This window comes from Cobetia sp. SIMBA_158 (assembly GCF_046566945.1).
Taxonomy (GTDB): Bacteria; Pseudomonadota; Gammaproteobacteria; order Pseudomonadales; family Halomonadaceae; genus Cobetia; species Cobetia amphilecti.
Window position 1 is genome coordinate 197,221 of sequence record NZ_JAWJYL010000003.1, and the last position, 12,038, is coordinate 209,258.

General features: G+C 61.7%; 11 protein-coding genes. 4 read left to right on the forward strand and 7 right to left on the reverse strand.

Features of this window, described 5'->3' with window-relative positions:
• Positions 1–12 precede the first annotated feature (12 nt).
• Positions 13–1,221 (reverse strand): hypothetical protein, encoded by a 1,209-nt coding sequence (locus R2R70_RS06805; protein ID WP_410977660.1) that lies wholly within the window; start codon positions 1,219–1,221, stop codon positions 13–15.
• Positions 1,222–1,874: 653 nt separating this feature from the next.
• On the opposite strand from R2R70_RS06805, the gene R2R70_RS06810 reads away from it, so the two are divergent.
• On the forward strand, positions 1,875–2,459 hold the full coding sequence (locus tag R2R70_RS06810) for a superoxide dismutase (RefSeq protein ID WP_043334256.1): 585 nt from the start codon (positions 1,875–1,877) through the stop codon (positions 2,457–2,459).
• 375 nt (positions 2,460–2,834) lie between these two features.
• Positions 2,835–3,962 (forward strand): alcohol dehydrogenase family protein, encoded by a 1,128-nt coding sequence (locus R2R70_RS06815; RefSeq protein WP_410977661.1) that lies wholly within the window; start codon positions 2,835–2,837, stop codon positions 3,960–3,962.
• Between the two features lie 170 nt (positions 3,963–4,132).
• On the opposite strand, the gene R2R70_RS06820 is transcribed toward R2R70_RS06815, so the two are convergent.
• The 3 genes from R2R70_RS06820 to mtnA all read right to left on the reverse strand — a co-directional run bounded on the left by R2R70_RS06820 (position 4,133) and on the right by mtnA (position 7,677).
• On the reverse strand, positions 4,133–5,419 hold the full coding sequence (locus R2R70_RS06820) for a nucleotide sugar dehydrogenase (RefSeq protein ID WP_107334805.1): 1,287 nt from the start codon (positions 5,417–5,419) through the stop codon (positions 4,133–4,135).
• Positions 5,420–5,422: 3 nt separating this feature from the next.
• Positions 5,423–6,307, reverse strand: a complete 885-nt coding sequence (gene galU / locus R2R70_RS06825) for a UTP--glucose-1-phosphate uridylyltransferase GalU (RefSeq protein WP_054556681.1) — start codon at positions 6,305–6,307, stop codon at positions 5,423–5,425.
• A gap of 185 nt (positions 6,308–6,492) precedes the next feature.
• Complete coding sequence (mtnA, locus tag R2R70_RS06830; RefSeq protein ID WP_410977662.1) at positions 6,493–7,677, reverse strand: S-methyl-5-thioribose-1-phosphate isomerase; 1,185 nt, start codon at positions 7,675–7,677, stop codon at positions 6,493–6,495.
• A 270-nt stretch (positions 7,678–7,947) separates the two neighbouring features.
• Here mtnA and ubiG point away from each other — a divergent pair, with 270 nt between their 5' ends.
• Positions 7,948–8,664, forward strand: a complete 717-nt coding sequence (gene ubiG, locus R2R70_RS06835) for a bifunctional 2-polyprenyl-6-hydroxyphenol methylase/3-demethylubiquinol 3-O-methyltransferase UbiG (protein WP_054556732.1) — start codon at positions 7,948–7,950, stop codon at positions 8,662–8,664.
• A 2-nt stretch (positions 8,665–8,666) separates the two neighbouring features.
• Positions 8,667–9,347, forward strand: coding sequence for an HAD-IA family hydrolase (locus R2R70_RS06840; protein WP_410977736.1), 681 nt, complete (start codon positions 8,667–8,669; stop codon positions 9,345–9,347).
• Between the two features lie 227 nt (positions 9,348–9,574).
• Here the strand turns inward: R2R70_RS06840 and R2R70_RS06845 are convergent, their stop codons facing one another.
• The 3 genes from R2R70_RS06845 to pal form a co-directional block, all read right to left on the reverse strand.
• Positions 9,575–10,339, reverse strand: coding sequence for a YciK family oxidoreductase (locus tag R2R70_RS06845; protein WP_410977663.1), 765 nt, complete (start codon positions 10,337–10,339; stop codon positions 9,575–9,577).
• Between the two features lie 209 nt (positions 10,340–10,548).
• Positions 10,549–11,334, reverse strand: a complete 786-nt coding sequence (ybgF, locus tag R2R70_RS06850) for a tol-pal system protein YbgF (RefSeq protein WP_410977664.1) — start codon at positions 11,332–11,334, stop codon at positions 10,549–10,551.
• A gap of 138 nt (positions 11,335–11,472) precedes the next feature.
• The gene (pal, locus tag R2R70_RS06855; RefSeq protein ID WP_054556684.1) at positions 11,473–11,982 is read right to left on the reverse strand and encodes a peptidoglycan-associated lipoprotein Pal; all 510 of its coding nucleotides are present in this window, start codon (positions 11,980–11,982) and stop codon (positions 11,473–11,475) included.
• Between the last annotated feature and the right edge of the window lie 56 nt (positions 11,983–12,038).

Genomic DNA, 12,038 nt, shown 5'->3' on the forward strand with positions numbered 1-12,038 from the left:
TGCGGAGCCGGCTCAGCGACGTTCCAGTCGACTGACGCGCTGCTCAAGCTCAGATACCTGGCCCAGCAGCGACGCGACACGGCCACTCAGCTGACGGCGGCTGGCATCCAGCGAGCGCAACTGCTCTCGCGTGTCCTCTGACACCCGCTGTGAGCTGGCTTCCAGGCCGGCACTGAGCGCTGTCTGCTGACGGCGCAGCTCACCCAGCTGGGAGGCCAGTGAGCGTTGCGTGGCCTCAAGCGCTGCCAGCTCGTCAAGCGGCGCGAAACGGCCCTTGAGCTTGCTGGCCAGTTCATCGCCATCGGCGGCCGCCACTGGCTCCGGCAGTGCCTTCAGCGTCTCGCTCAGTTGCTGCTGGGATTGCTGCAAGTCACGCGTCTGGGTCTGTTGCGTGGCCAGGTCCGTCTTGAGGGCCGTGAAGCGAGCCTCGAGTGAGGCCAACTGCTCGGCGCTATTGTTCTCAACCTCGCTTTCAATATTGCTCTCAACATCGCTCTGCAAGGCCTCGATGCGGGAAGCCAGCGTGTCCAGGGTGCTGGAGGTCTTGTCCACCAGCGGCTCGAGGTGCTCAAGCGTGGCCGACTGGGCGTCCAGGCGCGCGCCCAACGCTGCACGGCCATCACGGCTGAGGGATTCCAGTGCCGCCATCGAGCCTTGCAGCGCCGTGATCAGGGTCGCGTGATTGTCATCTGTCTGGGCAAGCGTCGTGACACGACCGTCCAGACGATCAAGCGCCTCGTCCATGGCGGTCAGACGCGCTTGAGCGCCATCAGCGCCCTTCGCCACCTTGTCTTCCAGCGTCTCGAGACGCGCGACGGCCTCACTCGACAGGGACGCCTTGTCCTTCTGCAGGGTGGTCAGCGCCGGCAGAACAGTGTCATTCAACTGGCTGTCCAGGGCGCTGAGTTGCTCACCCAGTGCATCACGCAGTTCGCTCAGGCGCTCATCACCCTGCTGCTCAAGCTGGGCCAAGGAACGTTCGAGCTGGCTGACTCGCGTGCCGAGCTGATCGCGTTGATCGCCCCCGAGGGTCTGCAGGTCATGCAGCTGCCATTGTTGCCAGCCCACCACGCCCCCCAGGGCGAGGAGGCAAAGCCACGCCGGCCAGCGTCTGGGCGCGGGGGGACGAGTGTGATGCACGCCAAGCGCATCGTCGGGACGCGCGACCAGCGCATCGTCCGGTGAGTCATTGAGAGACGGTTCAGCGTTGTGCGGCCGCATTCTGGCTCCAGGTCCGGCAAACGATCAGCAGCGAAAGGTTCAGCGCAGCATCTTCAGGGCGGCGCAAGACGACCGGAAGTGCGCTTTTTCGCCTTGCTGTATAAAAATACAGTAGCGCAGGTTCTGCAAAAGATAAGTCACGGTTCACGTACAGGAAATCGAGTCTAACAGCTGACCTCGGTCATCTCATCAGGTTCCCGCCACGGCCCGTCATCGAGGGCAGAGTGGCAGGAATGTGGCAAAAGCCTGGCAATGCACGCGAGCCTTGCAAGACGCTTGAGAGGATCCCGCGGTCAGTGCCCACCAGCGTTGGCCTGTCGGTGTCTGGGTGCTATAGTGCCAGACACTGCGATACGCGCAGCCTCTGTCTTCGTAGCTATCTGGATTCACAAGGTTTTTCACGCTGATTGCACATTTCATGCGCGTAGCCACGCACATGAAGGATGCACGGCGAGTCATGCACTTTCGCCCTTGCCCGCTGCCTGAGCGGGTGGCCAGTTTCAGGGCCGGGAGTGATGCTAGTCGCGGAGCTTGAGTCTGTGCTTGTCTGACCCTCCCATCACGCAATGGCAGGTCAGGCATTGAAATACTCAGCCCCAAGCCCCACGAAGGCAGAGTACGACCCAATTGGTGAGGAAAAGGAGCTGATCCCCATGGCATTTGAACTTCCAGCACTGCCGTACGAAAAGAACGCACTCGAGCCGACCATCTCTGCCGAGACCCTTGAGTACCATTACGGCAAGCATCACCAAGCCTACGTCACCAAGCTGAACAGCATGGTCGAAGGCACTGCTGACGCAGAAAAATCTCTCGAAGAGATCATCCAGAGCGCTCAGGGTGGTCTGTTCAACCAGGCAGCTCAGGTGTGGAACCACACCTTCTACTGGCACTGCCTATCCCCGAATGGTGGTGGCGAGCCGTCCGGCCCGCTGGCAGACGCCATCGTGGCCAAGTGGGGCTCCGTTGCTGACTTCAAGGAAGCCTTCAACACTTCCGCTGCTGGCAACTTCGGTTCCGGTTGGACCTGGCTGGTCAAGAACGCCCAGGGCGAGCTGGAAATCGTCAACACTGACGACGCTGACACCCCGATCGCCAAGTCTGGTCAGACTCCGCTGCTGACTGTCGACGTCTGGGAGCACGCTTACTACGTCGACTACCGCAATGCGCGTCCGAAGTACCTGGAAAGCATCTGGAACATCATCAACTGGGAATTCGCTGCACAGAACTTCGCAGCCTGAGCTTTCCCAGAATTAAGGAGGCCGAGTCGTTTACCGCTCGAGACTCCAGTTGAGCCATGGCATTCAACGTCACCCTGATATGACGCTTGGATGCCCTGCTCTGAAAACCCCGCCACTTGGCGGGGTTTTTTCGTTCAAGACAACGTCACCCAGACGCGAACCTGCTACACGCAAGGCTTGGCTACGCTGTATGCACCACCAGGAGAAGAATCTCGTCTGTCGACTTGCAAATGACGGCGTTACCCCTATCTAATGATGAAGAAGTAGAACGTATGCTCTACCTCGTTGCATACCCCTTGATTGCTCACAGGGACTCGATGACGTTCTTCTTGGCACACTGCTTGAAATACATTCTTTGAAGAAAAGGGAATACCGATGGCCACTGACACCTCGACCTCCTCACTGCCCGACTCCATGCTGGCGATCGTGACTACCGGCCATGGGGGTTATGAATGCCTCGAGACGCAGCAGCGCCCGGTGCCAAACCCCGGAGAAGGCGAGGTGCTGATCAAGGTGCTGGCGGCTGGCATGAACAACACCGAGATCAATACGCGTCTGGGCTGGTATTCCTCCACAATCACTACCGCGACCCAACAGGCCAGCAGCCTGCATGACAACGCGGATGCAGACGCGGCAACTGACAAGCCGGCACCGCCGGAAGGTGGCTGGAAGGGAGAGACGCCCTTCCCCCTGATACAGGGCACGGATTGCTGTGGCGAGGTGGTGGCATTGGGCCCGAATGCGGATGCCAGCCTGCTGGGCAAGCGCGTGCTGGTGCGCTCCTGCATGCGCAGCGAGGGCTGGGACTCACTGGAAAATGAATGGATGGGCTCGGACTTCGACGGCGCCTTCGCGCAATTCGTCAGCGTCCGCGCCAGTGAAGTGTTCGCGGTGGACTGTGACTGGAGCGATGTCGAGCTTGGCTCCCTGCCCTGCGCCTACGGCACGGCGGAGAACATGCTCGAACAGGCAGAGCTCAAGGCGGGCGAGCGTGTGCTGATTCTGGGCGCCTCGGGCGGGGTCGGTTCCGCTGCATTGCAGCTGGCCAAGCGCCGCGGTGCGACGGTGTATGCCGTGGCGGGCGTCGCCAAGCATGACGCCCTTGCAGAACTTGGCGCCGACAGGCTTCTGGACCGCAAGGCCGACCTGCTCGAGCAGCTGGGCCACGAAAGCGTCGACCTGGTGGTCGACAATGTCGCGGGTGACAACTTCCCGGTCATGATGAAGCTGCTCGCGCGTGGCGGCTGTCTGGTGACCACCGGCGCCATCGCCGGCCCGATGGTGACGCTGGATCTGCGCGACCTGTACCTCAAGAACCTGCGCCTGCTGGGCACCACTGCCTGGTGTGAAGCCACCTTCCCCAATCTGATCCGCTATGTGGAGCAAGGCGAGATTCGCCCGCTGATCGCGGCCAGCTTCCCGTTGACCGAGATCGTCACTGCCCAACAGCAGTTTCTGAGCAAGGGTCACGTGGGCAAGTTCGTGCTCGAGCCCTGGGCCTGAAGCCAGCCTGGCGGCCTAGATTTTAAACCTGAGCCCCACGACAAAAAGCCCTCATCCGGTTCCGGATGAGGGCTTTTGCGTGCCGAGCACGCAAGGGTCAGTCTGAAGGAGCGTCAGTCTGAGAGAACATCAGCTTCAGAGTGCGTCAGCCTGACCCACAAAAATGCCCGTCAGGGGCTGGCACGGCGGCCGATGCCGCGATAGACCAGTCCCTGGCTTGCCACGTAACGTGGGTCGAAGATGTTGCGACCATCGAGCACCAGGCCCGCGCCCAGCTCACGCTTCAGGCGCTGCCAGTCCGGGTTCCAGTAGCACTTCCACTCGGTGACCAGCATCAGGGCATCAGCGCCCTCCAGTGCGTCATACATGTTGCCATCGACCAGCTCCAGCAACGGATGCGCACCACAGGCCTCACCCAGCGCCGACAAGGCCGCGGGATCATGCACACGCACGCGCACGCCCTGCGCCCACAGCGCCTCAAGCAGAGTCAAAACCGGCGCATGGTCGATACGCGCGGTACCCGGCTTGAACGCCGCGCCCCAGATCGCCACGGTACGACCGCGCAATTCACCATCGAAGTGCTGCCACAGCTTGCGGAACAGCGTCTCCTTCTTGGCCTCGTTGATGTCGAGCACATGCTCGAGCAACATCGATTCACGCCCTGTCTGGTGCTGGACATCGGCCAGACGCATCAGATCACGCGAGAAGTTCGGGCCACCGAACCCACAGCCCGGATAGAGATAGCCGAAGCCGATACGTGGATCGGCGCCCATGCCCTGACGCACATATTCCACATCGACACCGAGGGAGTCGGACAGACCCGCCACTTCGTTCATGTAGCTGATACGCGTCGCGAGCATGCCGTTGATGGCCAGCTTGGTCAGTTCGGCGGCGCGGCGCGGCATGATCTGGAAGACATCTTCGCGCCGGTTGAAGGCACGCAGCAGCTCCTGCACCCGCAGAGTGGCAGGTTCCGCTTCGCTGCCCAGCAACCAGCGGGCCGGACGCTCGAAGGTAGCCAGTGAACGGCCCTCCTCCAGCATGTCCGGCAAGGCGACGGCGTACTGGTCGTCACGCGGCAGCAACGCCTCGAAACGCTCGGTCGTACCCACCGGGAAGGTCGAGTTGTTGACCAGCACCAGCGGCTCATCCAGGGTCGCCACCAGCTGCTCGACACGGCTCAGCGCGCTTTCGCGCTGGTCCGGCGAGACGGCGATCCAGTGGATATCGATGCGCCGCAGTGACTCGAGGTCCTCGATGAGAGTGAGATCGCCCCGCTCCCGATGGCGATCAAGACGTTCGCGCAGGCCTGGCTCACTGTTCAACCAGTCGACGCGTTCCAGGGCAGCCCAGTCCATGTCCTCATGTGGCCACCACCAGACACGGTGACCCACGCTCGCCAGAGCGGCGCTGGCCGTTGCCGCCGCCAGTTCGCTTCCGTGCACCAGCACCTGCATGGCTTATTTCTCCTGGTAGCGAGTCAGCAGCTCGCGGAAGCCTTCACCGAAGGTCGGGTGACGCTTGGCGAAGGAAAGAGTCGCTTCAAGATAGCCCAGCTGGTGGCCGCAATCGTAGGTATCACCGGCCATGCGGTAAGCCGCGACGGCCTTGTCGTCACGCAGGGTGTCGATGGCATCGGTCAGCTGGATCTCACCACCCGCGCCCGGCGGAGTGTTCTCCAGAAGCTCGAAGATACGGCCCGGCAACAGATAACGGCCGATGACCGCCAGGGTCGACGGCTCGGTGCCCGGGGCCGGCTTTTCGACCATGCCATTGATCAGGGCAGACTTGCCGGCTTCCGGCGTGTCACCGTCAATCGCGACGATACCGTACTTGTAGGCCATGTCCTGCGGGACATTCTCGACCATGATCTGGGCGGCGTTGGTGGCTTCGTAGGCCTCCATCATGCGCGCCAGGTCATTCTTCTCGAGCCCTTCGCCATCGACCAGCACGTCCGGCAGCATGACGATGAACGGCTCATCACCGACGATCGGCTTGGCACACAGCACGGCGTGGCCCAGGCCCAGCGGCTCCGGCTGGCGCACGCTGATGATCTTGACGTCATCCGGGATGATGTTACGCAGCTGTTCGAGCAGCTCGAGCTTGCCCTTGGCTTCCAGGGTGGTTTCCAGCTCGAAGTGCTTGTCGAAGTGGTTCTCGATTGCATTCTTGCTGGAATGGGTGACCAGCACGATTTCCTTGATACCGGCTGCGACCGCTTCTTCCACCACATATTGGATCACCGGCTTGTCGACGATGGTGATCATTTCCTTGGGGATGGCCTTGGAGGCCGGGAGGCAACGTGTGCCGAGACCGGCAACAGGCAGAACAGCCTTGCGTATCATGTAGCGTCTTCCTTGTGTCTATGTCGTGGTGAAGCCCGTCGAAGGACCTCCACCGGGTTACTGTCGTCGAAGCCAATCAACGACCATCCTCAATCTTAGGCAGAAATTATGCCAGTTTGTTCAAGGAGTGCGAAATTCCTGCACTGTGCGAGACTTGGTAAGCGCTACCACCCTGTGAAACGCCATCAGCGGCGCATGGCGCGCCCGAGCAGCGCACCGACACTGTCGCTATCGGGCGACTCTACCACGCCATGTTCGGTGACGATGGCATCAATATACTCATGCGGTGTGACATCAAAGACCGGATTGAAGACATCGATGTCCTGCGGCGCGATCTGACGACCGCCCGCCTCGCGCAGCTCGGCGGCGTCGCGTGTCTCGATGGGGATGTCCGCGCCACTGGCCAGGCTGCCATCGAACGTGGCCAACGGGGCCACCACCATGACCTTGATGCCATGGGCGCGCGCTTGAACGGCCAGCGAGAAGGTACCGATCTTGTTGGCCGTGTCGCCGTTGGCCGCAATGCGGTCCGCGCCGACGATCAACCAGCGCACCCCTTCCGGCGTCCGGGCACCCTGCTGCATGATCAGCGAGGCTGCGCCTTCCACGGCCAGACGCGCGGGAATCTTCTCCTGCACCAGCTCCCACGCCGTCAGGCGAGAGCCTTGCCACCAGGGCCGCGTCTCGTTGACATGCACACGGCCGAGAATGCCCTGGGCGTAGGCGGTACGAATCACGCCCAACGCCGTGCCATGGCCGCCGGTGGCCAGCGCGCCGGTATTGCAGTGGGTCATGACCTCGCACCGCGTCTCGCCTTGCGCGAGGGAGGCCACAATCACCTGGGCGCCAAACTCGGCCATGCGCAGATTGTCATCCAGATCCTGCTCATGAATGCGCACGGCCTCCTTCAGCAACGCCTCATACGGGGCCTGCGACCGGGTGGCGTGTGCGGCAATCACCTTGCGCATGCGATCGAGCGCCCAGAACAGATTGACCGCTGTCGGGCGCGAGGCAGCCAGCACATCACAGGCACTGGCCAGGCGTGACTGCCAGTCGCCGCCCTCGCGGTTGATGACGAAAGCCTCCAGCGCCACGCCATAGGCGGCGGCGATCCCGATGGCCGGTGCACCGCGGACCACCATGTCGGTAATGGCAGTCGCGACCCCGCGTGCATCCTCGAGCAGCACCTCGCGGGTCTCACCTGGCAGCAGGCGCTGGTCGAGCAGTGCAAGCTTCACCGCCGGCTGAGTGACATCAGAAGTGACATCATGAGTGACGTCAGCGCTGGCATCGGGCGGGGTGCCTGCCGTGTCTTCTTCCCGCGACGCACACTCTTGCTGGCTTACCCAGCGAATCGGAACCAGGCTCATGACCACTCCCCGTTGCTACATGACAATAATGACGACTGGTCATCGCGCGTGGCGCGACGTCCCGCCCCATCGTAACGCAAGTGCCCGTCATGATGAGTTTTTTGCGCTGGACGCTGACCCGCGACGGCAGTCGGATTAGAATGGTGGAATCGTGCCCGAGGGTAAGGTGCCTGTACAGGCCTGCCACTTCCCGAACAGCACTTCCGTAACGGTAAGGATGCAAAGATGAGCGATAACGACACCCAGCAAGATGCCCAGCCCCAGGACCATCTGGGCAATGTCGATGCCAGCGAGATCGCCAAGTTCTCGGCATTGGCCAGTCGCTGGTGGGACCGTGACAGTGAATTCAAGCCGCTGCATGACATCAATCCGTTGCGGGTCGACTATATCGACACCCACGCTGGCCTGGCAGGCAAGCGCGTGATCGACGTCGGCTGCGGCGGCGGCATTCTCTCCGAAGCCATGGCGCATCGTGGTGCCCAGGTGACGGGTATCGACATGGGTGAGGCGCCGCTTTCCGTTGCCCGCCTGCATCAGCTGGAGTCCGGCGTCGAGGTGGACTATCGCCAGACCACCGCCGAAGCCGCCGCAGAAGAGATGGCCGGCCAGTTCGACGTCGTCACCTGTCTGGAAATGCTCGAGCACGTGCCGGACCCATCCTCGGTGATCGCGGCCTGCGCACGGCTGGTCAAGCCCGGCGGCATGGTGTTCTTCTCGACCATCAACCGCAATCCCAAGGCGTATGCCTTCGCGATTCTCGGCGCGGAATATGTGCTCCAGATGCTGCCGCGTGGCACCCACGAGTATCGCAAGTTCATCCGTCCGGCCGAGCTGGGGCGCTGGACACGCGATGCGGGCCTCAAGATGGAAGGCTCCACCGGCATGACCTACAACCCGCTGACGCGCAAATATCGCCTGAATTCCTCGGACCTTACCGTCAACTATCTGATGCACACGCGTCGCCCGACCGAGGAAGAGCTTGCGTGAGCCTGCCGGCAGCGCTACCTCGTCCCGCCGCCTTGATCTTCGATCTCGATGGCACCCTGGTGGACACCGCGCCAGACCTGGCGCGCGCCACCAATGAGCTGCGTCAGCATCACACCCTGCCGGCGCTGGACTACGACGTGATTCGCGCCGAAGTCTCGCATGGTGGCAGCGCTCTGGTGACCCTGGCCCTGGGTCATGAGCTCGATCACCCCGAGCATGCCAGCGAGCGCACTCGCCTGCTGGAATTCTATGCCCGCGATGTCGCGGCCCACAGTGTGCTGTTCCCGGGCTATGACGCCCTGATCGAGGTCTGTCAGCGCGCAGGCCTGCCGTGGGGCATCGTGACCAACAAGCCCCGTCAGTTCGCCGAGCCGCTGATCGCCGCGCTCGAGCTCACGCCCGGCTGCCTGCTGTGTGCCGATGACCTGCCGGTCAAGAAGCCGCATCCAGAGCCTCTGTGGGAGGCGGCACGCTGCCTCGGTGTCGACGCCTCCGAATGCTGGTATCTGGGGGACCACGACCGTGACATGCAGGCGGCACGCGCGGCGGGCATGCTGGCGGTCGCGGTGCGCTACGGCTATGTCCGCGAGGGCGACGATGTGGACGCCTGGCCTGCCGATGTGTGGTTTGACACCTCGGAAGAAGTCATCAATGCCGCGCTGCGGGCAGCGGACCTGCGCTGACCGAGCGACACGCACGAAGCTCTCTCGAAGCTCGCACGAACCAGCCCCCACGAGTGAGTGATCCGCAGATGAACATCAGAAGATAGACACAAGCCGCTAGAAACAAACAGCTAGACACAAGAACGCCGACGGCATTGGCCGTCGGCGTTCTTGTTGCAGGGTATGACGAATGACCCGCCTGGCGGCGTCACTCGTCATCCAGTGAGGAGATGACAGCTGACAATGGCTTAGACTTTCGGCGGCTGAGCGTCGAACATCTTGCCGGTATGACCACGACTGTCCGGCCCCATCAACCACAGATAGGTCGGCATGATGTCGGCGGGCGTACGCAGGGTATCGGGGTCTTCGGCCGGAAACGCCGACTTGCGCATCGGGGTTCGCGTCCCACCGGGATTGAGCGTATTGACGCGCACCTGGCTGGTATTCTCCAGTTCCTGCGCCAGCATCTGCGAGAAGCCTTCCGTAGCGAACTTGGAGACACTGTAGGCGCCCCAGAAGGCACGCCCCTTGCGCCCGACACTGGAGCTTGTCAGCACGACGGAGGCGTCCTTCGAGGCCTTGAGCAACGGCAGCAATGCCTGGACCATCCAGATGGGGCCATTGATATTGACCTGCATGACCTGCTCCCACAGCGCCGGATCATACTGCTCGAACGGAGTGATCTTGCCCAGCAGGCTCGCGTTGTGCAGCAGGCCATCCAGACGTCCGAACTCGCTGTGCAGGGTATCAGCCATCTGCTGATAATCCTTGAGCGATGCCCCTTCGAAGTTGAGCGGATAGATAGCCGGTTGTGGCGCCCCCAATGCCTCGATCTCGTCGTAGACTTCTTCCAGCTTGGCAATGGTTCTGCCCAGCAATATCACCGTCGCTCCATGACGCGCATATTCGACTGCCGCTTCACGCCCAATGCCGGACCCCGCCCCGGTCACCAGAATGATCCGCCCTTTCAGTATGTCGTCCGGGGCCTGATAGTCGATCTTGCACTCTGCCATGGTGATATCCCTGTCTGAGATCTGTCGTCAACCGCCGATGAGAGTCACTGTCTCTTCATCGGCATTATTACTTGCTCGGCCACATGAAGCGCGCCCGGGTCGCCTGCCGATGGCATGACTTGCCGAGCGCCACATAACACAAAGCCCGCACCTGGTAGAATACCAAGCGCAGGCTTTGGGGAATACAGGTGGCCAATGGCCACGGGCACTCAGGCGCCGGAGGACAGGAAGTCCTTGGCCATGGTGCCAGCCTTGCTGTCCGGATACTGCTGGACCAGCTTCTCGAGCAAGGAGCGACTTTCCTGCGCCTTGCCTTGACGCGCCTTGACCAGACCCAGCTTGTACATCGCATCCGGCACCTTGCTGGATTGCGAGAATTCGCTGATCACGGTGTCGAAGGCCTGGGCAGAAGCATCCAGCTGGTTCTTGGCCGAATACAGCTCGCCCAGCCAGTAATGGGCATTGGCTGCGAGATTGGAATCCCCATGGTCCACCACGAAGGCTTCAAAGGCGACAATGGCACCGTCGAAGTCGCGAGACTGCACCTTGGCGAAGGCATTCTCGTAATCCTTCTGGGCAGTTGCACCGCTGTCGGCATTGCTGGCGCCATTGGTGCTGGCTGCACCACTGGCACTTGCGCCGCCAGTGACTGCCGTTGCTGCCTGTGAATCGACAACCTGACCGTTCTCCCCGGCGGAAGCGCCGCCAGAAACTCGCTGTTCCAGATCCAGGTAGCGTTGCTGTGACATCTCGGTCAGACGCTTGAACTGGTATTCCAGCTCATCGATCCGGCCGCGAAGTCGGGCAATTTCCTGTGCCTGTTCGTCGAGTTGATTGAGAAGGGTCAGGGTGCCGCCGCCACTCAAACGAGTATTGGCCTGCTGATAGAGCGAGTTTGATTGCCCAGTGAGGTCCTCGACCGTCGGTGCGGCCAAAACGGACAACGGGAGCAACAAGGCTCCCGCACCGAACAACCCTTTCAGGCTGTGTTTCATGCTGTCGGCTCCGCCGAATCATCATGGTATCGCGCAAGCAAGCCCGGGGTACAAGGACACGCCTCTTGCCCGGGCCAGCTCAACACAAGTTTCTAGCGTCTCCACGCCTCATTGGAGAGTCGCAGAGATGAACCGTGCTTAGTAGTCGAAGACCACACGACGGTTCTTGGCGTAGGAAGACTCGCCGTGGCCCTGGACTGCCGGACGCTCTTCACCGTAGGAGACGATCTCGATCTGTGACGGAGACACGCCCTGGACAGTCAGGAAGCGTGCGACAGACTTGGCACGACGCTCGCCCAGACCCAGGTTGTATTCACGAGTACCGCGCTCATCAGCGTGGCCTTCCAGAACGACATTGGCGCTGGTGTTGGCTTTCAGGTACTGAGCGTGACCCATCAGGACGCTTTCGAACTCAGGACGGATGGTGTCCTTGTTGAAGGCGAAGTAGATGGTACGCACGTCAGGCATGGTGGCGTTGCTCATCTGGTTGGCGTTGCTGTTGGCACCAGTGTTCATGCCGGCAGTGTTCGCACCGCTGTTGGCTGAATCCATGTCGCCGTCCTGAGCGCCGCCGCTGCTGGAACAACCTGCCATGACGCTCAGGGACAGGGCAACCAACAGACCTTTTGCATACGGGGTGAACTGCATTGTGAAACTCCTTGCTCTAATGGGTACGAATGCCAAGCCTTTCTTGGTGGCTCAGT

Excerpts from the sequence above, each read along its gene's own strand:
- R2R70_RS06805 (WP_410977660.1), bottom strand. The coding sequence starts at position 1,221 with ATGCGGCCGCACAACGCTGAACCGTCTCTCAATGACTCACCGGACGAT.
- R2R70_RS06810 (WP_043334256.1), top strand. The coding sequence starts at position 1,875 with ATGGCATTTGAACTTCCAGCACTGCCGTACGAAAAGAACGCACTCGAG.
- R2R70_RS06815 (WP_410977661.1), top strand. The coding sequence starts at position 2,835 with ATGGCCACTGACACCTCGACCTCCTCACTGCCCGACTCCATGCTGGCG.
- R2R70_RS06820 (WP_107334805.1), bottom strand. The coding sequence starts at position 5,419 with ATGCAGGTGCTGGTGCACGGAAGCGAACTGGCGGCGGCAACGGCCAGC.
- galU (WP_054556681.1), bottom strand. The coding sequence starts at position 6,307 with ATGATACGCAAGGCTGTTCTGCCTGTTGCCGGTCTCGGCACACGTTGC.
- mtnA (WP_410977662.1), bottom strand. The coding sequence starts at position 7,677 with ATGAGCCTGGTTCCGATTCGCTGGGTAAGCCAGCAAGAGTGTGCGTCG.
- R2R70_RS06845 (WP_410977663.1), bottom strand. The coding sequence starts at position 10,339 with ATGGCAGAGTGCAAGATCGACTATCAGGCCCCGGACGACATACTGAAA.
- ybgF (WP_410977664.1), bottom strand. The coding sequence starts at position 11,334 with ATGAAACACAGCCTGAAAGGGTTGTTCGGTGCGGGAGCCTTGTTGCTC.
- pal (WP_054556684.1), bottom strand. The coding sequence starts at position 11,982 with ATGCAGTTCACCCCGTATGCAAAAGGTCTGTTGGTTGCCCTGTCCCTG.